The sequence below is a fragment of the Nocardia wallacei genome, assembly GCF_029868745.1.
Lineage (GTDB): Bacteria > Actinomycetota > Actinomycetes > Mycobacteriales > Mycobacteriaceae > Nocardia > Nocardia wallacei_B.
The window spans coordinates 1-21,800 of sequence record NZ_JARWOP010000026.1; the positions used below are offsets into that span (position 1 = coordinate 1).

At 68.6% G+C, this 21,800-nt stretch carries 22 protein-coding genes and 1 pseudogene; 10 read left to right on the forward strand and 13 right to left on the reverse strand.

The features are described 5' to 3' along the window. Positions 1 to 242 precede the first annotated feature (242 nt). The 3 genes from QH470_RS00955 (at position 243) to QH470_RS00965 (ending at position 2,870) form a co-directional block, all read left to right on the forward strand. Positions 243 to 1,253 carry an alpha/beta hydrolase gene (locus tag QH470_RS00955; protein WP_280270315.1) on the forward strand — a complete coding sequence of 337 codons (1,011 nt, stop codon included), beginning with the start codon at positions 243 to 245 and terminating at the stop codon, positions 1,251 to 1,253. An 88-nt stretch (positions 1,254 to 1,341) separates the two neighbouring features. Beyond that, positions 1,342 to 1,491 carry a hypothetical protein gene (locus tag QH470_RS00960; RefSeq protein ID WP_280270316.1) on the forward strand — a complete coding sequence of 50 codons (150 nt, stop codon included), beginning with the start codon at positions 1,342 to 1,344 and terminating at the stop codon, positions 1,489 to 1,491. Further along, the gene (locus QH470_RS00965) at positions 1,488 to 2,870 is read left to right on the forward strand and encodes an ABC1 kinase family protein (RefSeq protein WP_280270317.1); all 1,383 of its coding nucleotides are present in this window, start codon (positions 1,488 to 1,490) and stop codon (positions 2,868 to 2,870) included. Before QH470_RS00960 ends, QH470_RS00965 begins: the two co-directional genes overlap by 4 nt. Before the next feature lie 13 nt (positions 2,871 to 2,883). Here QH470_RS00965 and QH470_RS00970 read toward each other — a convergent pair whose 3' ends face one another. Further along, positions 2,884 to 3,564: a hypothetical protein gene (locus tag QH470_RS00970; protein ID WP_425302569.1), complete on the reverse strand. Its 681-nt coding sequence runs from the start codon at positions 3,562 to 3,564 to the stop codon at positions 2,884 to 2,886. 268 nt (positions 3,565 to 3,832) lie between these two features. On the opposite strand from QH470_RS00970, the gene QH470_RS00975 reads away from it, so the two are divergent. Then, positions 3,833 to 4,261 (forward strand): hypothetical protein, encoded by a 429-nt coding sequence (locus QH470_RS00975; protein ID WP_280270319.1) that lies wholly within the window; start codon positions 3,833 to 3,835, stop codon positions 4,259 to 4,261. Between the two features lie 12 nt (positions 4,262 to 4,273). On the opposite strand, the gene QH470_RS00980 is transcribed toward QH470_RS00975, so the two are convergent. The 3 genes from QH470_RS00980 to QH470_RS00990 all read right to left on the reverse strand — a co-directional run bounded on the left by QH470_RS00980 (position 4,274) and on the right by QH470_RS00990 (position 7,445). Next, a complete protein-coding gene (locus QH470_RS00980) occupies positions 4,274 to 5,395 on the reverse strand; it encodes an acyl-CoA dehydrogenase family protein (RefSeq protein WP_483243930.1) in 1,122 nt (373 codons plus the stop codon). 151 nt (positions 5,396 to 5,546) lie between these two features. Then, positions 5,547 to 6,548: an AraC family transcriptional regulator gene (locus tag QH470_RS00985; protein WP_280270321.1), complete on the reverse strand. Its 1,002-nt coding sequence runs from the start codon at positions 6,546 to 6,548 to the stop codon at positions 5,547 to 5,549. A 30-nt stretch (positions 6,549 to 6,578) separates the two neighbouring features. Continuing rightward, positions 6,579 to 7,445, reverse strand: a complete 867-nt coding sequence (locus QH470_RS00990; RefSeq protein WP_280270322.1) for an RpnC/YadD family protein — start codon at positions 7,443 to 7,445, stop codon at positions 6,579 to 6,581. Positions 7,446 to 7,597: 152 nt separating this feature from the next. On the opposite strand from QH470_RS00990, the gene QH470_RS00995 reads away from it, so the two are divergent. After that, a complete protein-coding gene (locus tag QH470_RS00995) occupies positions 7,598 to 8,059 on the forward strand; it encodes a hypothetical protein (protein WP_280270323.1) in 462 nt (153 codons plus the stop codon). Here the strand turns inward: QH470_RS00995 and QH470_RS01000 are convergent. After that, positions 8,034 to 8,657, reverse strand: coding sequence for a TetR/AcrR family transcriptional regulator (locus tag QH470_RS01000; RefSeq protein WP_280270324.1), 624 nt, complete (start codon positions 8,655 to 8,657; stop codon positions 8,034 to 8,036). The genes QH470_RS00995 and QH470_RS01000 overlap by 26 nt on opposite strands. 95 nt (positions 8,658 to 8,752) lie before the next feature. Here QH470_RS01000 and QH470_RS01005 point away from each other — a divergent pair, with 95 nt between their 5' ends. Then, entirely contained in the window at positions 8,753 to 9,286 is a 534-nt protein-coding gene (locus QH470_RS01005) for a hypothetical protein (protein WP_280270325.1), read from the forward strand. Here the strand turns inward: QH470_RS01005 and QH470_RS01010 are convergent. Further along, complete coding sequence (locus tag QH470_RS01010; RefSeq protein ID WP_280270326.1) at positions 9,230 to 9,646, reverse strand: MerR family transcriptional regulator; 417 nt, start codon at positions 9,644 to 9,646, stop codon at positions 9,230 to 9,232. The two genes, QH470_RS01005 and QH470_RS01010, sit on opposite strands and share 57 nt — an antisense overlap. Positions 9,647 to 9,694: 48 nt before the next feature. Here QH470_RS01010 and QH470_RS01015 point away from each other — a divergent pair, with 48 nt between their 5' ends. Further along, positions 9,695 to 10,537 carry an LLM class F420-dependent oxidoreductase gene (locus tag QH470_RS01015; RefSeq protein WP_280270327.1) on the forward strand — a complete coding sequence of 281 codons (843 nt, stop codon included), beginning with the start codon at positions 9,695 to 9,697 and terminating at the stop codon, positions 10,535 to 10,537. A gap of 523 nt (positions 10,538 to 11,060) precedes the next feature. On the opposite strand, the pseudogene QH470_RS01025 reads toward QH470_RS01015, so the two are convergent. After that, positions 11,061 to 11,588: pseudogene (locus tag QH470_RS01025) on the reverse strand (YbhB/YbcL family Raf kinase inhibitor-like protein); the annotation flags it as partial. 89 nt (positions 11,589 to 11,677) lie between these two features. Here QH470_RS01025 and QH470_RS01030 point away from each other — a divergent pair. Further along, complete coding sequence (locus tag QH470_RS01030) at positions 11,678 to 12,352, forward strand: GntR family transcriptional regulator (protein WP_280270328.1); 675 nt, start codon at positions 11,678 to 11,680, stop codon at positions 12,350 to 12,352. Positions 12,353 to 12,364: 12 nt separating this feature from the next. Here QH470_RS01030 and QH470_RS01035 read toward each other — a convergent pair whose 3' ends face one another. Next, entirely contained in the window at positions 12,365 to 13,042 is a 678-nt protein-coding gene (locus QH470_RS01035) for a GbsR/MarR family transcriptional regulator (RefSeq protein WP_280270329.1), read from the reverse strand. A gap of 307 nt (positions 13,043 to 13,349) precedes the next feature. On the opposite strand from QH470_RS01035, the gene QH470_RS01040 reads away from it, so the two are divergent. Together QH470_RS01040 and QH470_RS01045 are read left to right on the forward strand one after the other, a co-directional pair. Continuing rightward, positions 13,350 to 14,441, forward strand: coding sequence for a cytochrome P450 (locus QH470_RS01040; RefSeq protein ID WP_280270330.1), 1,092 nt, complete (start codon positions 13,350 to 13,352; stop codon positions 14,439 to 14,441). 134 nt (positions 14,442 to 14,575) lie between these two features. After that, on the forward strand, positions 14,576 to 15,991 hold the full coding sequence (locus QH470_RS01045; protein WP_280270331.1) for an NsdA family TPR-like regulatory protein: 1,416 nt from the start codon (positions 14,576 to 14,578) through the stop codon (positions 15,989 to 15,991). Here QH470_RS01045 and QH470_RS01050 read toward each other — a convergent pair. The 5 genes from QH470_RS01050 to QH470_RS01070 all read right to left on the reverse strand — a co-directional run. Next, the gene (locus QH470_RS01050; protein ID WP_280270332.1) at positions 15,982 to 16,842 is read right to left on the reverse strand and encodes a hypothetical protein; all 861 of its coding nucleotides are present in this window, start codon (positions 16,840 to 16,842) and stop codon (positions 15,982 to 15,984) included. The genes QH470_RS01045 and QH470_RS01050 overlap by 10 nt on opposite strands. A 260-nt stretch (positions 16,843 to 17,102) precedes the next feature. Continuing rightward, positions 17,103 to 18,020, reverse strand: coding sequence for an NAD(P)-dependent oxidoreductase (locus QH470_RS01055; RefSeq protein ID WP_280270333.1), 918 nt, complete (start codon positions 18,018 to 18,020; stop codon positions 17,103 to 17,105). A gap of 112 nt (positions 18,021 to 18,132) precedes the next feature. Continuing rightward, positions 18,133 to 18,651, reverse strand: a complete 519-nt coding sequence (locus QH470_RS01060) for an SRPBCC family protein (protein ID WP_280270337.1) — start codon at positions 18,649 to 18,651, stop codon at positions 18,133 to 18,135. A gap of 70 nt (positions 18,652 to 18,721) precedes the next feature. Next, a complete protein-coding gene (locus QH470_RS01065) occupies positions 18,722 to 20,257 on the reverse strand; it encodes an aldehyde dehydrogenase family protein (RefSeq protein ID WP_280270334.1) in 1,536 nt (511 codons plus the stop codon). 110 nt (positions 20,258 to 20,367) lie between these two features. Continuing rightward, the coding region (locus QH470_RS01070; RefSeq protein ID WP_280270335.1) for a condensation domain-containing protein at positions 20,368 to 21,800 on the reverse strand (1,433 nt) is incomplete at its 5' end.

Genomic DNA, 21,800 nt, shown 5'->3' on the forward strand with positions numbered 1-21,800 from the left:
GGCGAATTCGTCGTCGACGGCGGGCAGTTCACGCTCCTTGACGGAGTTCACCTTGACGGTGATGACCGCCTCCTTGCCGGCGTACTCGCGGGGGGGGTTGGGGCCGGCGGCCCACCGCTTTTCCCCGGGGGGGTTGGGACCGGGCGGGGGCAACCGGCCCCGGGGGGGGGTCAACAACCCCCCCCCCCGGGGGGGGCACCGGCCTGTCCGGCCGCTGAACCACCAGAACAGGAGACTCCCAGATGATCCGGAAACTACTGCGGGGCAGCGTGATTCCCGCTGTCGCCGTCGCGGTCGGCGCCCTGCTGGGGGCGGCGCCGGCCGCGGCGGAGGCCCCGGACGGGTCGGCGGTCACCGGATCGTGGCCGGTCGACGGGCGCACTGTGCAGCTGCGCGTGCACTCGGCGGCGATGAACACCGACATCATGGTGAACGTGCAGCGCCCGGCCGACGCCGAGGCGCCCGCGCCGGTGCTGTATCTGCTCAACGGCGGTGGGGGCGGCCAGGATACGGCCACCTGGCAGCGCAACACCGACGTGCTGAAGTTCCTGGCGGACAAGCAGACCTACGTCGTGCAACCGGTAGGCGGCAAGTGGAGCTACTACACCGACTGGCGCGCCCCGGACCCGAAACTCGGTGTGTACAAATGGAAGACGTTCCTCACCGAGGAACTGCCGCCGCTGATCGATGCCGAGTTCGCCACCACCGGCGCGAACGCGGTGGCGGGCCTGTCCACCTCGGGCACCTCGGTGCTGCAGTTGCCCATCGCCAAGCCGGGTCTGTACCGGGCGGTGGCCGCCTACAGCGGCTGCGCTCAGACCAGCGATCCGATCGGCCGCCAGTTCGTGAAGCTGTCGGTGGAGACCTGGGGCGGCGGCGACACGGTCAATATGTACGGCCCCGACAACGACCCGATGTGGGCGGACAACGATCCGTACCTGCACGCCGAGGGGCTGCGCGGCCTGCAGCTGTTCATCTCCAGCGGCACCGGCGTGCCCGGCCTGTACGACGTCTACAACGGCAGTCACATGCAGCCCGGTCCGCGCGGTTATGTGAACCAGCTGCTCATCGGCGGAGTCATCGAGGCGGCGGTGGATTACTGCACGCACAATCTGCAGACCCGGCTCGGGCAGCTCGCGATCCCGGCGACCTTCGACTTCGAACCCACCGGCACGCACTCCTGGGGGTACTGGCAGGATGCGCTGAAGCGGTCGTGGCCGGTGCTGGCCTCGGGGCTCGGCGTGCCCGCCTGACCCGGCGGTTGCCAGGTCCCGCGGCGGAATGGTCGTAGACTTTCCGTCGTACAGCCGAGCCGGCGCCGCGCAGGGCAGGCGCCGGGGAATGTCGAAAGTCGGCGTTTCGAACGAGAGCGACAAGGCGGTCGGAGCGGTGCAGATGAGCCGAGCAGAGGGCCTCGAGACAACAACGGACAGCGGGCACGTCCCCAAGCCATGGGACGCCGGGCGCGCGGTGATCGGCGGCGCGCGGTGACGGCCGGCGCGCTCGAGACCGACACGGTGCCCGAGGCCGACATCCGGCGGCCCGCCCTGGACAAGTTCGGCTTCTCCGAATTCCGGCGGACCGCCGTCATCGGGACCGTCCTCGGTGCGGCGGTGACGCGGCGGGTGGTGCGCGGCGGACTGCGTCGCCCGAAGCGCCGCCGCGCCATGGCCGACGGCGTGGTCGACGGATTCGAGACGCTCGGCCCGATGTTCGTCAAACTCGGCCAGCTGATCGCCTCCTCTCCCGCATCGTTCCCCCCGGAACTGACCGACGCGTGCCTGCGCTGCCTCGACGACGTGCCGCCGTTCCCCGCGGTGGACGCGCGCGCCATCGTCGAGGCCGATCTCGGCCGGCCGATCGCGGAGCTGTTCCGGGAATTCGACGACGTACCGCTGTCCGCGGCGTCGGTCGCGCAGGTGCACGGATGCGTGCTGGCCGACGGCCGACCGGCCGTGGTGAAGGTGCAGCGGCCCGATATCGCGCGGCGCATGATCGTGGACCTGCGCGCGGCGTACCGCCTGGCGGGGATGATGCAGAAGCGTTCGGAGAACGCCCGCGTCGCCAATGCCGAGGGCGTGGTGCGCGACCTGTATGAGACCACCGTCGCCGAGCTGGACTTCCGCAACGAGGCCGACAACCAGACCCGCGCCCGCGCCCACCTGCGCGCCTTCGGTGACAATGCGAGTGTCGTTGTGCCCGAAGTGTATTGGGACTTCTGCGGCCCCCGCGTGCTGTGCATGGAACGCATGCGCGGCATGCCGCTGGACCGCTTCGACGACATCCGCGCCGTGCATCCCGACCCGGAGCTGTTGATCCGGCGCCTGGTGAAGGCGTGGGTGGAAAGCGTTGTGGTGCACGGGCTTTTCCACGGCGACGTGCACGCGGGCAACCTGTGGCTGCTCGACGACGGCCGGGCGGCCATGCTCGACTTCGGCATCGTCGGCAAGATGAGCCCGCAGTGGCGCGAGTTCGTGGGCGCGCTGTTCCACGCCAGCGCCATCGACGGCGACTTCCGCCCCGTCGCGCGGGCGCTGCGGGAGCTGGATCTGGTCGACGGCGATTCCGGCGACGACGCCACCATCGGGCGGCAGCTGGCGACCGCGCTGGCGCCGGTGTTGTCGGGCAAGCTGGCGCAGCTGGACATGGGCAAGGTGGCCGCCCGCATGGTGGAGTTCGGCAAGCGCCGCGGGGCGTCCGGTCCCGAGCAGCTCATTCTGATGGGCAAGCAGCTCGGGTATTTCGAACGCTATGCGGTGGCCCTGGCGCCCGGCTGGCGCCTGGGCCAGGACCTCTACCTGTTCCGCAACATCTTCCCCGAGGAGGTGGCCGCCAAGGCCGCCGAGCAGGGGATCGACCTGCCGGACTGACCTCGTCGCCGGGTCATTCCACGAATTCGCGGTCGCCGTAACGGATTCGGGCCGGGTCCCAGGCCGCGCCCAGCCGGGTGACGAAGCGCTGGACCAGCGGGAGGTCGGCGAGATCGGCGATCAGGATCAGGGTGTGGTCCTCGGTGACCGAGCCGCCGACGAGCCGGCCGCGGGCCTCCGGGTCGGAGACGAGAGCGTCATGGAAGCGGGTGACGTTGACGCCGGGTATCTCGACGGTGAAGGCGTCGCGTGCGGGGGAGTCGGCGGGCAACGGCTCGAAGGTCAGCACCGACTCCTGCCCGAACCGGATGCGCACCTGATCCGCGACGCGCCGCAGGTCCGGCCCGGCCAGGCAGGCCAGGTGGAAGGCGCGTGACCGCTCATAGGTGGCCCGCTGCTGCGTGTCGGACCAGAACACGCCGCTCACCAGCGTCGAGCCGACCGGCAGGGTGAGCTGTCGCAGCGCGATCCCGTCGACCTGGAGTTCGAAGAGTTCCAGCCGGTCGCGCAGCCGGGCATCACCCGGATCGGTGATGGTGGCCGTGTTGTCGGTGGCGAACAGCTCCGCCTCGGGCCGCAGCGGATCCCCTGCCGCACAATCGGCCGGCCCCGCGTGCACCGGTGCCGCCACGACACCAACCCCAACCGAAATCGCCAGTGCCGCAAAAACTCCCGCAACTCGCGCGCCGTTCATCCGCCCTCCTCGTCGTCCCGCACGATATTCGATCCCTCGCCCGCCCCGTCATCCCGGTGTCAGTACAGCTCGCCCCGTCATCCCGGCGCGCTTTTGGCCGGGATCCACTCCGCGCCGTGTGGATTCTATGGCGCGAGCACTCCATTCCGGATCACCGAATCCCCGGACGCGCGGGGGATACCTCGGCAAACCTCGATCCACGACGCCGGCGGAATATGCTCGGTCCGAGCCGGATACCGCCTGGCGACCACCGAAAGGGGCGTGCCGCATGACCGATCCCGACCTGACCGAGCTGCGGACCCGCGCGGCCGGCGGGGACAGCGACGCGATCGCCGAGCTGATCGAATCGGCCGCCGAGCGCGAGGACCTGGCCGAACTGCGGAACTGGGCCGACCGCGGCTACACCGACGCCGTCGACCAGCTGGTCGAGCTGGCGAGCGAGCGCGACGACGTGGACGAATTACGCCATCTGGCCGACCAGGGCAGCCACGACGCCGTCGACGCCCTGATCGAACTGGCCGTCGAGCGCGGCGACATGGGCGAGTTGCGCCGCTGGGCCGACCAGGGCAATACCGACGCCGTCGACGAACTCGTCCAGCTGGCTGCCGAACAGCGCGACCTGATCGAACTGCGCCGCCTCGCCGCGGGCGGCAACCGCGACGCCGCCGACGCCCTCGCCGAACTCACCACGGAGTAGCGCCGCCGTCGATCACAGACTCCGGCCGATGATGACCTTCATGATCTCGTTGGTCCCGCCGTAGATCTTCTGGATGCGGGCGTCGGTGAAGGCGCGGGAGATGGGGTATTCGGCCATGTAGCCGTAGCCGCCGAACAGTTGCAGGCATTCGTCGGCGACGCGGCACTGCTGCTCGGTCAGCCACCACTTCGCCTTCGCGGCGGTGGGGACGTCCAGCTCGCCACGCAGATGCTTGGCGATGCAGTCGTCGGTGAACGCCCAGGCCACACTCTTGATGGTGTCGCATTCGGCCAGCACGAACTGGGTGTTCTGGAATTTGAAGATCGCCTTGCCGAAGGCCTCGCGCTCCTTGGTGTAGGCGACCGTCAGCTCCACCGACTTCTCGATGGCGCCCGCCGCCGCGACGGCGAGGATCAGCCGCTCCTGCGGCAGCTGCTGCATGAGCTGGATGAAGCCGAGTCCCTCGGCGCTGCCGAGCAGGTTCGACTTCGGCACCCGCACGTCGTCGAAGAACAGCTCACAGGTGTCCTGCCCGTGCTGGCCCACCTTCTCCAGGTTGCGCCCGCGCCGGAAGCCGTCACGGGTGGTCTCCACCGCGATGAGCGAAACGCTTTCCGCGCCTTTGCCTTCGCCGGTCTTGGCGGCGACGATCACCAGATCGGCGAGCAGCCCGTTGGAGATGAAGGTCTTGGCCCCGTTGATGACGTAGTCGTCGCCGTCCACGGCCGCCTTGGTGCGGATGTTCTGCAGATCCGACCCCGTGCCCGGCTCGGTCATGGCGATGGCTCCGACGATCTCCCCGCTCGCCATCCTCGGCAGCCAGGCCCGCTTCTGCTCCTCGGTGCCGTAGGAGTTGATGTAGTGCGCGACGATCGTGGAGTGCACCGGGTTGCCGAGGCTCGGCGCCAGGGCCCGGGTCTGCTCGATCGCCACCACCGCCTCGTGCGCGAAAGTGCCGCCGCCCCCGCCGTATTCCTCCGGGACGCTCAGGCACAGCAGCCCGACGTCTCCGGCCTTGTTCCAGACCTCGCGGTCCACGTGGTGCTGGCGGCCCCACCGGTCCTCGTTGGGCGCGCACTCCTTCTCGAAGAACTGGCGCGCCAGCTCGGCCAGCGCGTCCAGATCCTCGTCCATCCACGGTGAACGGTGCAAAGGCACAGCAGAACTCCTCTGTTCGTATGCGTGTCTCCGATGCTGGCCGGGCGGCGGCCGCGCGCCAATGACCGCACCGCTCGTTTCCTTGACCGGACCGCTCGAGTCGCGGGGTTGTGGAGGTGGCGAGCGCTCAGCGCTGGTAGGAGCCGGGCGGGCTGCCGGTCCAGCGCCGGAACGCGCGGGAGAAGGCGCTCGGTTCGGAGAAGCCGAGCCGCCGCGACAGCGCGGCCACGGTCTCCTCACCGCGCACCAGGCTCGCGATGGCGGCATCACGCAGGATCTGCTCGCGGATCTCGCGGGCGGAGGTGTGTTCCTCGCGCAGCTTGCGGCGCAGCGTCGACGGGCTCATCGCCAGCTGTGCGGCGACCTCGTCCAGGGTCGGCCACGCGCCGGTGCGCCCGCGTTCGAGGATGTGGCGCACCCGGGCGCTGAGCGACAGCGAATAGTGGCGGCGGCCGATCACCGCCGACGGGGCGTCGCGCAAGAAGACCAGCAGGTCGTCCTCGTCGCGTACCAGCGGGGCGGTCAGCTGCGCGGCGTCGAACACGAGCGCGGGGGCGGACGCCGAGAACCGCACGGGTGCACCGAATATCAGATCGTAGTCGTCGAGACCCGAAGGGGGATAGGGGACTTCGACGCGGCGCAGCAGAATCCGGCCGCCGGCGGCCCAGCCCAGGAAGCGGTGGGTGACGGTCAGCATGGTGTCGATGATCAGCCCGACCGGGTTGTGCACCGCGCCGATGTCGAAGGCCAAGCGGGCCAACTCGTCCTCGACGGTCAGCGTCAGCGGCGGAAAGCCGGGCAGCGACTTCTGGAAGCCGACGAAGCGCCGGATCGCCGCGCCCACGTCGGGGGCGCCGATCAGCGCGAAACAGACCAGTCGGAAAGTGCCGCGCGGCATGGGATGCAGTCCGAGACCGAACAATTCGTCGTCGGTGGCGCGCCACAGCCGCTGCACCATCCGCACCGTCTGGTCGACGGTGACGCGGGACCGGCCCTCGGCGAGCAGTTCCGGCGAGATACCGGCCGCGCCGAGCATGTCGGCCACGTCCCAGCCGCGCGCCCGCGCGAGTTCGACCATGGCCAGCACCCGCGCGATGGGCAGCGTGTATCCGGCGTCGGTCGAGGTCACCCGCAGACCGTAGCAACCGCGCCGGGGCCGCTACCCGCCGAAGACCTCCTCGACGGAGCGGGCGTCGACGGACCGATCGAGCCAGGTGTTGAGCAGCGCCACGTCGTCGCAGGCGGTGATGCGCTCGCGGGCGGCTTCGGGGACCGTGACGCCGCGGCGCGCCAGGATCCGCAGGATGCTGCCCGCGATCCCTTCGACGCGACCTTCGGCCCGCAGCAATTGCGAGGACTCCGAGCGGAAGAACGACAGGTCGGTCATCAACTGCCTCCAGATCCGGGCGGCCGGGGTGCGGCCCAGGCCGAGTTCGGTGAGTTCGGCGAGGATGGCGCGGTCCGTCTCGTCGCCGATCTCTTTCATGGCGGTGGCCAGTGCTGTCAGTATGTCACCGATGCGCGGGTGCTTGGCGTGCGCGACGGCCGCGAGCGAGGCCAGGGGGATGTCCTCGGCCGCCGATTCCTTGTCGGTCAGCACGGGGAGGTTGTTGGGGCCCAGCACCATCGGTCGCACGGTGAGGCTGGGCCAGAGCGGGAGCCCGATGGTCGGCGGCGAGGCGGCCCAGAGCGCGGTCACCTTGTCGTGGCAGACCACCAGGAGAATCACGGGCAGGCGATATTTGCTGTGCGCGTGGGCGACATAGTAGGCCCAGGCGGCAGGTTTGTCCGGATCGTCCTGACTCTGCGCCTCGACCAGCAACAGGAACGCACCCTCGGCCGTGCCGATCCGCAGCAGGCTGTCGACACGGCGCTCGAGCGGCGCGATCTCGGTGAGGTCGGTCGGCATGAGATCGACCGACACGGGGTCGGGGAACGGCAGATCCATGGCGCGGAAGGCGCGGGCGAAAACCCCCGGGTCATGACGGAAGATCCGGTGCATCGCCTCGTGGCGGGAGCTGACCATGCCGATGAGAATAGCTCGAGATTCGAAAATATGTTCGAATTGACCGGGTCCTCGTCGTGGCGGGTAACGTAAGGCCGGTTCGCTGGAATTGGCCTGACCCCGCGGGGTTGCGAGGAAGGACGGAAGCCGTGAAGCGTGGCGTACTGAGGGTCGTGGCAGCACCGATCTTGCCGGTGCTGGTGTTCTTCGTGCCGACCGGTCCGGCGTCCGCGGACCCGCTGTATTTCGAACCCGCTCAGGTCAACGGGCCGGCGGCGGGGTGCTCGGGCAAGGTCACCGCGGAGGTCTCGTCCAGCCGCGGCCAGCAGGCGGGTGAGTTCGCCGACTTCATCGACAGCTCGGCCCGGGTCACGGTGCATTTCACGCCGGACGCCAACCCGCTGGGCTCGCTGTCCGGATCGCCGGGCGGCAACTGCGAGATCCCGGCCACCGTGACGATGCGGAACCTGGATACCGGCGCGAGCCAGACCGAGACGCGCAGCACCCAGTACGACGGCCACTATGGTTGGCACGCCGCCTTTTTCACCCTCGACGGCTCGGGCCGGGTCGCGGTCCAGGTGAGCACGAACCCCAACCCGGCCGAACTGGTCATCGACGTGCCCGCCCCGGCCTGACCGGGCTCGCCCCGGATCGCCGGCCTTCGAGCAGCTCGATCAGGCTGCGGCCCATCGCATCACGGGCCGCCCGCTGGTCCTCGGCGCGAGTGATGGCCAGCGCGGCGGCCGACAGCGACCCGTACAGCACCTGCGCGAGCGCGTCGACATCGGCGGTGACGATGGTCCTGTTCTCGGACAGGGCCGACAACGCCGCCTCGAGCACGCCCTCGACGTGGCGTTCACCGTGTTCCCACCAGTCGACGAACCCGAGCGCCGTCGGACCGTCCCGGAAACATATCTGCTGATAGGCGGGATCCAGGCAGCGATCCAGAAACGCGTTCAGACCAGCGACGACGGCCTCCCACGGCGTGCTCGCCGAACTCGTCCGCGCCGCGATCGCCGCGACGGTCTGTTCGTCGACCAGCTCGAGGGCGGCCCGGAACAACTCCCGCTTGTTCGAGAAGTGGTGATACAGGGCGCCTTTGGTGACGCGCGCGACCGCGGCGATCCGATCGGTCGAGGTTCTCTCGAACCCGTCGGCAGCGAACAACTTCGCCGCGCTCTCCACCAGTGCCCGCCTGGTGTCCGCCGCATTCTGGTCCCGTCGAGACAACATACTCCGAGTATGTAACATTCTTTCCTTCAGTCTCAACCGCAAAGGGCACAGACTTGGCCGACGATACCCGCGAGACCCAGGGAGAATCTGCGGAAATGACTGTGCGACAAGCCCCTTGGACCGACCTCCGCCGACTGCCCCGGCTGCTGCGGCACAGCTGGCGACGCCACCGATCCGGTGGCGCCGCACTGTCCGACTTCACCGTCACGTCGACGTGGATGAACGGTCCCGCAATAGATTTCGCGGGCCCGTACATGTTCAGCCTGACCCAGTTCACACCGACCAGGGTGACGGACGTGCTGCCGATCTGGTTAGCCGGAACCAAGCTGTCCGGCCAACTGGTGCGGATCGACGCGGCCGTCGGCGTCCTGACCTACCTCCGCCCCGCCCGGCACGGCCAGGTCGGATCCCTGTCGGTGTGGACCGACGAGACGGGGCTGGCGGAGTTCATGTCGCTGCCGGACCATATCGAGATCATGAACGAATACCGTTCGCGCGGCCTGCCCGTCCGCTCGGCGACCTGGTGGTCCGACCGTCTCGACGCCGACGCCGCCGTCCTCGAGGGCCTACGGCTACTGGACACCCACGACGCCCGGCGAGTCAGCCTGCCGAAGGTCGGTCCGCAGTGACTCCCGTTCCGGCACACCGGATTCGAGCAGAATCGAGGCGAGTAGGTCGCGAGATCGGGCGAGATGCGCCGCGAGGGTGTCCATTCGGTCGATCTCGGACCGCAGGATCGCCACGACTTCGTCGCAGGGTTCGATGCGCGGGGTGCTGTCGCGGGTGCACGGCAGTACCCGGCTGACGACCTCGGTGGTCAGTCCCGCCGCCAGCAGGGCGCGAATTCGCAATACCGTTTCGGCGGCGGAGTCGTCGAAGCTCCGATAGCCGTTGCCGTGTCGTGCCGCGGTCAGTAATCCCTGCTGTTCGTAGTGGCGCAACGCCCGGGGGCTGGTTCCGGTCCGCCGCGCGAGTTCACCGATCCGCATATCGCTCACCTTGACCTTGACGCTGGTGTCAATGTTTACCGTAGCCGCATGCAGATCGGAATCTTCACCGGTGTCACCGACGAGAGCATCGGCCCCGGTGAGCTTGCCCAGGCAGTGGAGGATCGCGGCTTCGAGTCGCTGTTCGTGGCCGAGCACACCCATATCCCGGTAACCGTCACCACGCCCTATCCCGGCGGAGGCGAGATCCCGCGGGACTACTACCGCAATTTCGACCCGTTCGTCTCGCTGGCGTTCGCCGCCGCGCGGACCGAGCGATTGCGGATCGGCACCGCGGTGACGCTGGTCGTCCAGCGTGACCCGATCGTGCTCGCGAAGGAGGTGGCCAGTCTGGACGCCGCGTCGGGCGGACGGTTCGAACTCGGCGTCGGTGTCGGCTGGCTGCGTGAGGAAATGCGCAATCATGGCACCGACCCCCGGACCCGCGTCGCGTTGCAGCGTGAACGGCTGCTGGCGATGACCGCGATCTGGACCGAGGAGCAGGCCGAATTCCACGGCGAGTTCGTGGATTTCGGCCCGCTGTATTCCTGGCCGAAACCGGTGCAGCGGCCGCGCCCACCGGTGTGGCTGGGCGGGTGGGGGCCGTCCACCCACGAACGCATCCTCGACCACGCCGACGGCTGGCTGGCTCCGGTCGGCATTCCGCTCGACGAACTGGCGAAGGGAATCGCCGAGCTTCGCCGCTTGGCCGAGGACCGTGGCCGCGCGCCTGTACCGGTCATCGCGACGGTATTCGACCCGCAGCCCGGCGACCTGAACCGATTGGCGGAGTTGGGTATTCACCGCACGCTGCTCGGCATCATCCCGGTCATGCCACGCGACGAGGCCCTTCGCGAACTCGACCGATTCGCCGAGATAAGCCGGAATAGGTAACCGCGCCAGTCGGTTCGGCAGCCAGGATCGGCAGTCAGCGGGCGCGGCGGCGAACCGTGCGCTCGAGAATCCCGAGGGTGGCTTTGAGCGCGGACCGGGGAATTACCGGAAAAGTCAACCGCTGCTTCAGTTTCTCCTCGATCTGCGACCAATCGCAATACGACGTGACCAGGGTGCCGCTCTCGGCCGGTGTCAGCCGATACCCGTAGATGTGGCCGTAGCGACGGCCCCGGGTTTCGATGGTCCAGGCGATCTCCTCGTCCGGGACGAGTTCGGTGATCACGACCTCGACGTCGTACTTGCCCAAGGGCAGATCTCCCAGCGCCTCTCGGTCCATATGAACCACGAAGCGGTCGCCGGGACGCTGGACCGGCGTCCCCTCGGCGTCGAGGAGCATTCCCGACGCGTCGATGTCCACATGTCCCTTCGGATCGCTCAGGACCGCGAAGATCGCCTCGGGTGGCGCGGGAATGAGCCGCGACACCTCTACTCGTTCGGCCTCCGCCGAATTCCCTTGGGCCGGCGGGCTTCCCGCGGTGGCGACGAGCACCGCCCGGCCGAGCACGTGTGCGGACATGGTGAAGCCGAGCAAGGCCGGAGTGGCATCGGCCGGTACGCCGATCGACTCGACATCGAGCGCGTGCACCACGACGAAATACCGGTGCGGGCCGTGCCCGGGCGGGGAAGCCGCGCCGAGAAACCTTGCCACGCGAGCATCATTGGGCAGTTGGAACGAGCCCGCGGGCAGCCCCGACCCGGTGTGGTCGCCGACGCCCTCGGGCAGCTCGGTGACGTCGGCCGGGATGTCGGCCACCGCCCAGTGCCAGAACCCCGATCCGGTGGGCGCGTCGGGGTCGTAGACAGTGACGGCGTAGCTCGCCGTGCCTTCCGGCGCACCGCGCCAGGACAGTTGCGGGGACATGTCCTGCCCGCCGGGAACACGGGCGGAATGCTGCGCGGGCGACCACGTGCCGCGGTCGGTGACGGAGGTGCTGGTGACGGTGAAGGAGGCCGCCTCGGGGAGGCGGGCGAAGGGATCGTTGGCGCTCATCGTGTCTCTTTCCGGGCCTTGCCGTTCATCTACCGCTCCCCACGCTACACAAATAATCGATTATTTGTCAGATCATCTATGATGTGGCGATGCATGGAACGCCACACGCTACGGACTCACCAGGGAAGAAGATGCTCTCCGAACAGGTCTACGGACATCTGCGGCGGGCGATCATGCGCGGCGAGTTCGCTCCCGGCGCGGCACTCAAGCCGCAGGACCTGGCGAAGCGGATGGACGTGAGCCTGGCCGTCGTGCGCGAGGCGCTGGTGCGGGTGGTCGGCGACGGTCTCGCCGACCGGCTGCCCAACCGCGGCTTCGCCGTTCCCGCTTTCACCGATCGCCGCTGGCAGGAGATCGCCGAGGCCCGCCGCACCATCGAACCGATGCTGCTGCGCATGTCCATCGAGCGTGGCGACCTCGACTGGGAGACCCGCGTGCGCGCCGCTCACCACCGCCTGGCCCGCACTCCGGCCTACGTGCCGGGGGAGGGCGAGTACTACAGCGAGGCATGGTCCGAAGCGCATCGGCTGTTCCACCGCGCCCTGATCGAGGGTTGCGGCAACCCGGTGCTATTGGAGACCTTCGACCGGTTGTGGACCGCGAGCGAGCTGGCCCGCCGCTGGTCGGCTCGCCGCACCCCCGACCGCGACGGCGCGGACGAACACCGCCGGCTGGAGGAGGCGGCACTGGCCCGCGACGCCGACACCGCCGCGGAGACACTGTCCCGGCATCTCTCCCTGACCGCGGCCGGACTGGAACCGTGACCCGAAACCCGCTCAGGATCGCCAGCTTTCGACGACCTGGACCATCTGCCGACCGAGGTAGTCGAGGTAGCGGCCTATCTCGTCCAAGCGGGCGCCCGCGGGTGTGGTCACACCGAGCAGTTCGGCGCCGCGGCGGGCCACCTCGACCCGCGTGCGGGCGGCGCGGGCCAGATTCAGGGTGGTGCGATACCAGGTGTCGTCGTCGATGCAGTAGCGGTCGCGGCGCGAATCTCGTTCCCGGCGAATGAGATCCCGTTGCTCCAGCGCCCGGACGGCCGTGGAGATGGAGGCGGGGCTGACGTCGAGTCGGCGTGCCAGTTCGGCGGCGGTGAGACTGCCCGAGTCGGTGAGATGCAGGCAGGTCATCACGCGCGCTTGCATGCGAGGCATGCCGTCGAACACGAACAGGTCGGTGAAGTGTGCGGCGAACGCACGGATCGCCTCGTCGTCGACCGTGGACTCCGCCGGGGCCGATGGCTGTGTCGTGTTGCTCCGCCGGGCGCGCGCGACGGTGGCCCGGTGCGCACGGTCGGCGCGGTATCGGCCGGGTCCGCCGTTGCGGGCCACCTCCCGGCTGACGGTCGAGGCCGGGCGACCGAGCCCGCGCGCGATATCGGTGTACCCGCGCCCTTCGGTCAGCCCGGCCGCGATGCATTCCCGCTCGTCCAGGGTCAGCCTGCCTCCCGGCATCGGTTCTCTCCTTCGGTGTCCGTGTGCGTTCAGCGACATCTCATTGCATGTCCGGGGTTTCGGCGTTGCGTTAACCGCCAGGGTCATTGCACTCGAGAAACTGAATCTACCTGCGCTGACCGGTAATTGCCCCGCTGTCTATATTGAGCATTCACTGAATGCAATCTAGCGTTCGGCCGATACTGAACCGTGCGTCGCAGGGGATCCGATGACCGAGCCGTTGGCTACCGACATTTCATCAGCCGCCCTACTCGTGGGCCGCCGCGTCGAACCGGCCTCGGAGCGTGAGCGAAACCCATTGGTTCGCATGACGTTTCCGGATGGTCATCGCGGATGGCTGGCGACCGGGCACGCGGTTGTCCGTGCGATTCTGGCCGATCCGCGCTTCAGTGCCCGGCCCGAACTCATGCACTCGGCGCTGGCCGATCTCGGCCCGCTGCCCCCGGCGCCGCCCGGCGGCTTCCTCAACCTCGACGCACCCGAGCACACTCGTTACCGCACACTGCTGACCGGCAAGTTCACCGTGCGGCGAATGCGGTCGCTGGCCGACCGGGTGGCGCAGATCAGTGCCGAGCGGCTGGACGCCATGGAACGATCCGGCGGTCCGGTGGACCTGATGACCTCGTTCGCGTATCCGGTTCCTGCGCTGACGATTTGCGAGCTGCTCGGCGTGCCCGACGCCGATCGGGATCGGTTTCAGCGCCTGGTGGCCCACCTCGTCAGGCGACTGGGCGACCCGGGCGTTCCCCTCGCGCAGGGCATCGACGCCCTCGAGGAGATCCAGGAGTACGTGCGAGACCTGGTCGCCGTCAAACGCGCCGGACCGACCGACGACCTGCTCGGCGAACTGGCGGGCACCGATCTCTCGGGCAGTGAGCTGACCGGGATCGCGGTGCTGCTGTTGATCGGCGGCTTCGAAACCACCGCGAACATGGTGGCGCTGAGCACTTTCGCGCTGCTGCGCCACCCGGAACAGCTGGCCGCCCTGCGCGCCGACCCGGGCCGCACCGACCGGACGGTCGAGGAGTTGCTCCGCTATCTGACCGTGGTCCACACCCTCACCCGCGTCGCGCTGGAGGACGTCGAAATGTGCGGGCACGTGATCGCAGCCGGTGAGACAGTGGCGATCTCGCTGCGGGCCGCCAACCGCGACCCCGCTCGATTCGACGATCCACACCGTCTCGATCCGCTCCGTAAGTCGGTGGGACACGTGGGTTTCGGATACGGCATTCACCAGTGTGTAGGTCGGCAACTGGCCCGGGTCGAGCTGCGCACCGCACTACCCGCGCTGATCTCCCGGTTCCCCGCCCTGCGGCTCGCAGTGCCCGCAGACGACATCGTGATGTGGCCCGACCGCCTGGGAGTCCACGGGGTCCAACGGCTTCCTGTCACCTGGTAGGCGTCCGGGCCGCCGCCTCGCGACGAGTATCAGGAGGGCCTGTGCACGCTCAGCGGGCATTCGCCGATTCACCGTCGCCCCCGCCGAAAAGCCGCGATACGCTTGGTCATCAGTGTGATCAGCGGAGCTGCCTCATGATGATCGAACAGCTGACGGAAGCCCGGCACAGCATCTCGTGTGCGCGCCGCACCGCACGGGAAGCCAAGGCCACGGGCGCATCCGACTACGAGGCCGCGCTCGCGGTGCGCCGGCATTGCGGGCTGTCCCTGCTGCGCGCGCACCGCATCGTGCACGGCTACACGCTCGTCGAAGCGGTCGACATGTTGAAAGAGATACTGCGCGAACGTGATACGCCCGCCGAGGGGCTCGCCCATCAGCGGATGTCGCAGTGGGAATGCGGCCAGGACACGCCGTCGCCGCACTACCTGGACGCACTGTGTTTTCTCTATCGAACCAGACCGGACCGGCTCGGATTCGGACATGACTACTCGGAACCGGATCCGGCCCCGACGAGAGGAGTCGAGGACGCCGTGGACCGCCGTCATTTCATGAGCCTCGCCGCCGCGGGGGCCATGTTCATGTCCGCGCCGCCGACACTGAGCGGATGGTCGAATGCCGAACTCGAGCGCCCGGGTGGCGGACGGGCTGCCACGGCCTATGTCGGTTTGCTCGAGGAATTGACCGAGCAGAGCGGCTACGGCCTGTACACCACGCCGCCCGCGGAATTCATCCCGTCCCGGATGATCGACCTCGCCCGCATCGAAGCGTGCCTGTTGGCCACCGAATCCGAGAACGCTCGAGGCCGCCTGCACCGAATGTTCGCCAAGAATGCGGGATTCATCGCGATCCGCCTCAACGACATCGCCGGTCCGGCGGAAACTTTCGAATGGTTCCGTATCGCGCGCTTGGCCGCCGATCGCGCCGAGGACGCAACAGTGGCCGCCTGGGTCGCCGGGCATGTCGGCGACGCCTGCACCTGTCAGCGGCACGGATATCCCGCGGGGCTCACGGCGGCGCAGAAGGCCCAGGCCACCGGGACGACAGCGAATCCCGCCGCGGTGCTCGGCTATCTGGTAGAGGCGGGCATCCAGGCGCGCCTGGGCAGGCGCCGCGAAACCATCGGCGCCGTGCGCCACGCGGACCGGATGTTCGACGAACTTCCGTCCGATGCCACGGCAGCGGACGGTGTCGGTGTGAGCGAATATCTGTTGCGCTGGCATCAGGCCAACGCCTTGGCGGCGGCAGGAGCGCACCGGGCCGCCGAGCCACTGCGGAAACGGGTATTGGAGCTGCCGTTCATCCGACACGACGAAATCGGAAAAGCGTTGCTGGACTTGGACGAGGCCGCCGCTCACTTCGCAGGAGGAGAGGTGGAACTGGCCTGCCATACGATCGGCTCCACCTGGCAACGGCTGCCCGGTGAATTCCGCACGGGGCAGGTGCCCCGCCGCGCCTTCGAAATCCTCGACGGACTGCGACCCGCGCACGCCGCGACCCCGGCGGTGGCCGACGTGCGTGAGCAACTCACTCTCCGAGCCGCTCAGAAATAGGATTCGAGCGTTCCGCGTCGCCGCACATCCAGCGTCGCGCAGTGGAAGGAGCCGCCGAAACTGTTGAAATAGCGGAAGTCGCAGGGGATCGGAGTGAGGCCGAAGTCCTTCAGGGTACGGATCATCGGTTCGTCTCGGCGTTCGACGACAACGCGGCGCTCGTCGAGCATGAGCAGATTCATATTGATCCAGCGGCTGCTCATGTAGAACGGATGCGATTGCGGGACAATCGGTTCCGGGGCCACCGCTACATCCCAATCCTTGAACAGTCTGGGAATCTCACGGACCCGGCTGGGATTGATCAGGAGTTTTCCGGGGGCGAGCGGCATGAGGGTGGCGTCGATATGCATCGGGTGCGGATCGTCGAACTCGAGGACATGGATGCGGAAATCCTCGCCGAGGTGGCGTTGCAGCCATTCGATGCCGAAGCCGTTGGTGACGTTGCTCTGTTGCGCGATGATGTCACGACCACAGCGAAGGAAGTCGGCGCCGTCGAAGGTCGGCTCGAATTCGGTGACCACCAGGCGCGGCGAGGCGCCGTCCGGGCCGGTGCCGGACCAGTTCTGGTCGTATTGGTCATCGAGCAACTCGGGTTTCGGCCCGGCGCTCCAGCGCGCCCCGGCCCGGAAGTACTCCTTCAACAGCGGTCGATAGGCCAGGCTTTCGTAATAGCGGGCGCGCCATGCCATCGGGCATTCGATGATGTCTTCCCCGATCACCAGCAGCGCGTCGCGCGGCATTGCCGCGTACATGCCGGTGCTTGTCCACGCCTGCGTGGCATAGGTGACGCGCTGGGGGATCGGTTCCGGCCGGCGCACGGTCACGCCTTCGCCTTCGAGGATGCGCGCCAATTCGGTGAGTTCCGCGGCCGCCGCGTTCACCAGCTCCCGGGGAAACGGACTGCCCGCTCGCGCGCGGAAGGTCTCGAGCTGGTCGCTCGGTAGTACCGGCGGGAGGGCGATGTGCCAAGGCGGAAAGCAAGCATCATCGACAATGCCGAGCACGACTTCTTCCAGCGGGTCCCACTCGGTGTAGGAACACACCGGAACCGCTCGCCCCTCCACCGGCATCCGAGCCCCCGTGAAATCCATTCGGGCCGAGAGTGTTTCGGTCACCGATCCGCGTCGGAATCAACCATAGCGGATCGGTGGTCCGGTACTTCCTCGAACAGGCTCGAAAAGCCCTGTTCGCCATGGCCTTCGGCGATGCGGCGGTCCATCAGGCGTTTGACCTCGCGCATCCGGGCGGCTTCCACGCCGACCGACTCGCGATGGCCGATCAGGTCGTCCATCAGTGCCGCTTGGACATCGAGGGGGCCGAGGTCTGGTGGGTAGACGCCGTCGTGGACCGCCTTGCCGATCGAGGTGAGCAATGCCGGGTAGGCGGCCACCGATCCCGCGACGCGTTCGGCGAACTCCGCCACGTCGAGGCCTTCGGCTCGGACCAGCCGGAGCGTGTGCAGGAAACCGAGGAGCAACTCGTATCCCACCGCGACCTGGGCCATGAATTCCACTGCGGCCGCGCCGGGGTCGGCGCCGTGGTAGGTGACCGTGCCCAGCGTGCGCAAGGTCGCCTCGTAGGTATCGAAGGCGTCGCGGGATCCGCTGAACGGCAAGAGGATATTCGGTGTGCCCATGTACGGCGGATCGCCCATGAGCTTGCCGTCGAGATACTCGGCGCCCCGCTCGTTCGCCCAGCGTTCGTTCGCCCGCGCCTGGGCCGGTGCGCCACTGGTGACATTCACCAGCACCTTGCCCGCTATCGCGGAATCGACCGAGTTCAATACCTCGTCGACCGCGGCGCTGTCGAGCAGGCAGACCACCACGAGCCGGCTCGCGGCCACCGCTTCGGCCGCGGTCGCGGCCGCCGTGGCGCCGGCGTCGACCAGCGGCGCGGTCTTGCTCGCGGTCCTGTTCCACACCGTCGTGCGATAGCCGCGGTCGACGAAGGTGCCGGCGATCGCCGATCCCATGGCGCCGAGCCCGAGAACGGTCACCGTGGGTGCCGCGTTGCCGTCGATGGTTGTCATGACGCTCCTCGCCGTATCGAGTGGAAACCTCCAGGTGAACGACGCTACGAGCTGAACCGGACTCGAGGTCCAGTGTGGCCTCCGTCACGGCGGGCGACTCCCGAACGGACGGTTACGGCACCAGCGGACCCGCCGCGCCCGTCGGAGCGAAGCGCTGGTCGGTGAGCTTGCGGAGTTTGCGCAGGAAGTAGCGGAAGGTCGCGTTCATGAACGGCGCGAACAGCCGCAGGGAGACCGAGGTGGCGCGGTCTCCCGACATGGCCATGGTCCAGGTGAGGCGGCAGCCCGTGGGAGTGGGGACGATGCGATAGTCCTCGGCGAAGGCCTCGATGCCGCTCGTGGAGCACTCGTTGAATCGGAAAGCCATGTGAGAGTGCGGTTCCCAGGCGAGGAACTCCTCGTTGCCGACGATCCCGGCGCGCATCCGGACGGTACGCGTGGTGCCGATGCCGCGGGGTTCCGGGCTGGTCCAGGTGACATCGGTGATCACGGTGGCCCACTTCGGCCAGGCCGAGGCGTCGGCGAGCACCTCGAACACCTGCTCGGGGGTGACATTCAACTCGACGCTGTTGGAGTAGCGGTGCGGTGCCGTGTCGGCGAAGCTCGCATCGACGTGCTTGCACGGGTGCAGGGTGGACATTCGGGCCTCTTTCGGTGAAAGTATCTGCGGCACTGGTGTTTCGGCGGTCGTCGGACGGGTTTCAGGACAGGAGTCGCCGCCCCAGCCGGGTGCCGAACCCGTACCGCACCACCGCCTCGAGGCTGCGCTGCGTCTTTTCCGAGTACGGGTACCAGACGCTTTCCTTCTTGGACTGCCACCGATCGATCAGCACCGGCTGGGCGTGGGTGAATCCGCGCAGTGCGCCGGTGCCGTTGACCTGGCCCACCCCGCTCTCCTTCCGGCCGCCGAACGGCGCCTCCGCGACCCCGTAGATGACCGACGCGTCGTTGTGGACCACGGAGCCGGTGACCAGGCGGGCGGCGATACGCCGCGCCTTGGCGGCGTCCTTGGTGAAGACCGAACCGCTCAGGCCGTAGCGGGAGTCGTTGGCGAGCCGGATCGCCTCGTCCTCGTCGCGCACGCGGGTGATCGCCACCACCGGACCGAAGGTCTCCTCGGTCATGAGCTGCATCTCGTGCGTGGCGCCGACGACGACCGTGGGCTGGAAGTACAGCCCGTTGCCCGCCGCGGGCGCACCACCGACGGCCACGTCGGCGCCCTTGGCCTTCGCGTCCTCGAGATGCCGGGTGACCACGTCGAGTTGCCGATCCCAGAACAGCGGTCCCATATCGGCCGCACCCGGCCCGTAGGTGACGGCGGCGGCCTGTTCGGTCACGCGCCGGATGAATTCGTCGGCGACGGAATCGACCACGTAGATCCGCTCGACGCTCATGCACACCTGCCCGGTGTTGAACATCGACAGGTACACCGCGCCCGCCGCCGCGCGGTCGAGGTCGGCGTCGGCGCACACGATCATGGCGTCCTTGCCGCCGAGTTCGAGGGTGTAGGGCAGCAGCCGCTGCGCGCAGGACGCGGCGATCTTGCGCCCGGTGCCGACGCTGCCGGTGAAGCAGACCTTGTCGATCTCCGCGTCGACCAGCGCGGCGCCGGTCTCGCCGTCACCGTGCAGGACCTGGACGACATCGTCGGGCACGCCCGCCTCGCGCAGGATCCGCACCACCCACTCGCCCGACCGGGGCGTCACCTCCGACGGCTTGAGGACCACCGAGTTTCCCGCCAGCAGCGCCTGCACGACGGGGTTGAGCGAGAGGATGAACGGCCCGTTCCACGGCGTGATCACGCCGATCACACCCAGCGGCTGATAGTCGATGTAGAGCTTCTTCAACGGCAGCAGGTAGCCGTGCAGCCGCTGGCGGTGCGGGCGCAGATCGCGACGGGCGCGCGCACTCCAGTGGTTGAGGAAATCGCACCCCGCGACGATCTCCATCGTGAGCGCCTCGACGCGCGGCTTACCGGTCTCGGCGTGCACCGTGTCGATGATCTCCTCGCGGCGCGCCACCAGGACCCCGACCGCGGCGCGCAGGATATCGGCGCGCTCGGCGACGCCGCGGGCCGCCCAATCCGGCTGTGCGGCACGGGCTTTCGCCACTGCGTCGGCCACCTCCGCGGCATCGGCGACGTCGATCTCGTCGATCGGCCGCCGATCCACCGGGCTGTCCAGCGCCAGGCGGCGGCGACCGTCGGCGGTCCCCGGGATCGAGCGAACGATGGCCATGAGAATCTCCTCGACTAGGACCGGACAGGGTGCGGCGAGCCTTGTCCGTACAGTTGTCCAGACGCTAGCCCATGAACCGGCGGCGGGCAATCCCCGGCCGGACGTCCCGATCAGCCCGCCGGCGCGAGACCGGCGCACAGGATCGCGTCGAACCGCTGGTGCAGCTTCTTCGCCGAGCGGGCGTCGAGGACGTCGGCGGCGTACTCGAGGAAGCCGAACAAGGCTCGGGGACGGCCGTTCTCGTCCTTCTCCTCGGTGAGGATGAGCGAGATGTCCCAGTCCGCCGGGGCGGCGGGTGCGGCGAGTGGCTCCCAGGAGGCGTCCAGGCCGGACCCGCGCAGGTCGGAGGCGGGAATGTTCTGGAACGCCAGCCGGATTCGCAAGCGCTCGCGGAGATCGAGGCATTCGGTGACGAATTCGAAGGGTGCGTCTTGATTGTCCATGGCGCGCAAGCTGATCCGGCGGACGCGCCGCAACAGGTGCGCGAAATCCGGCACATCGGTGGTGCGGGTGCGCAGGACGAGGAAGTTCGTGAAGCGCCCGATCATCTCCTCCATCCCGACCTCGGTCCGTCCCGCCGTCGGCACGCAGATCGCGATGTCGTCGCCGTACCCGATCTCACCGAGTGCCAGGGTGAAGGCGGTATGGGCCAGCATGAACACGCTGGCATCGTGCATGGCCGCCCCGTCCACCAATGCGCGATACCGATCTCGGTCCAGGTAGAAGGAGAGCCGGTGGGCCGGCGGAGGCGGCGTCGCGGCCGGACGGGTCGGCCGCGGAACCGGAGGCAGCCCGGCCAGTGTCTCCCGCCAGAACGCCAGCTGACCGTCGATCGGGGACCGTCCGTCCGCGCCGTCGACCAGGCGATGCTGCCAGATCGCGTGCTCGGCGTACTGCATCGGCAGCGGTTCCCACGCCGGCGCCGTGCCATCGCACCGCGCCCGCAGCGCCGTCCCCAGGTCCTGTACCAGCGGAGCCAGCGACCAGCCGTCGGCGGCGATGTGGTGCAGCACTATCAGCAGCAGATCACCGCGCCGGTCGGGGAACAGCCGCGCCCGCAACGGGACCTGCGTACGCAGGTCGAACGGTTGCGCGAGCGGCGCGGCGACCTGCTTCGAGCCCGCGCCACCGGTGACCGTCTCGAAATCGAGTGCCTCGGTGCGGACGATCTGGTGCCCGGGGAAGACGGTCCGCAGTATTTCGTGCCGTCCGACGAGATCGGTGAGCGCCTGCGCCACCACCGCGGGCGGCGTCGATCCGGCGAGCCGCAGCGGGAGCACGTACGCGCGCCCGGGACCCGGACCGCGGCGCTCGGATTCGTTCAGCTCGAGCAGCCGTCGTTGCGGAAAGGACAGCGGCACAAGCGCGTTACGGACACTGTCTGCCCGAGCGGGCAACGCCCGGGGACGTGCGGACAATGCCGCGACGGCCGCGACGGTGCGGTGCTCGAAGATGTCCTGCACCCGTAGTTCGTCGCCCAGTTCTCGCAGGATGCGGGCGCGCAGCCGGACGGCGCTCAGCGAGTCGCCGCCCATCCGGAAGA

Coding starts and splice junctions, on each gene's coding strand:
- QH470_RS00955 (WP_280270315.1), top strand. CDS start 243: ATGATCCGGAAACTACTGCGGGGCAGCGTGATTCCCGCTGTCGCCGTC.
- QH470_RS01010 (WP_280270326.1), bottom strand. CDS start 9,646: ATGCGGATCGGTGAACTCGCGCGGCGGACCGGAACCAGCCCCCGGGCG.
- QH470_RS01040 (WP_280270330.1), top strand. CDS start 13,350: ATGACGTTTCCGGATGGTCATCGCGGATGGCTGGCGACCGGGCACGCG.
- QH470_RS01005 (WP_280270325.1), top strand. CDS start 8,753: ATGACTGTGCGACAAGCCCCTTGGACCGACCTCCGCCGACTGCCCCGG.
- QH470_RS01000 (WP_280270324.1), bottom strand. CDS start 8,657: ATGTTGTCTCGACGGGACCAGAATGCGGCGGACACCAGGCGGGCACTG.
- QH470_RS01035 (WP_280270329.1), bottom strand. CDS start 13,042: ATGCCGGGAGGCAGGCTGACCCTGGACGAGCGGGAATGCATCGCGGCC.
- QH470_RS01030 (WP_280270328.1), top strand. CDS start 11,678: ATGCATGGAACGCCACACGCTACGGACTCACCAGGGAAGAAGATGCTC.
- QH470_RS00960 (WP_280270316.1), top strand. CDS start 1,342: ATGTCGAAAGTCGGCGTTTCGAACGAGAGCGACAAGGCGGTCGGAGCG.
- QH470_RS00975 (WP_280270319.1), top strand. CDS start 3,833: ATGACCGATCCCGACCTGACCGAGCTGCGGACCCGCGCGGCCGGCGGG.
- QH470_RS00980 (WP_483243930.1), bottom strand. CDS start 5,395: ATGGACGAGGATCTGGACGCGCTGGCCGAGCTGGCGCGCCAGTTCTTC.
- QH470_RS00990 (WP_280270322.1), bottom strand. CDS start 7,445: ATGGTCAGCTCCCGCCACGAGGCGATGCACCGGATCTTCCGTCATGAC.
- QH470_RS00970 (WP_425302569.1), bottom strand. CDS start 3,564: ATGAACGGCGCGCGAGTTGCGGGAGTTTTTGCGGCACTGGCGATTTCG.
- QH470_RS01015 (WP_280270327.1), top strand. CDS start 9,695: ATGCAGATCGGAATCTTCACCGGTGTCACCGACGAGAGCATCGGCCCC.
- QH470_RS01065 (WP_280270334.1), bottom strand. CDS start 20,257: ATGGCCATCGTTCGCTCGATCCCGGGGACCGCCGACGGTCGCCGCCGC.
- QH470_RS01055 (WP_280270333.1), bottom strand. CDS start 18,020: ATGACAACCATCGACGGCAACGCGGCACCCACGGTGACCGTTCTCGGG.
- QH470_RS01045 (WP_280270331.1), top strand. CDS start 14,576: ATGATGATCGAACAGCTGACGGAAGCCCGGCACAGCATCTCGTGTGCG.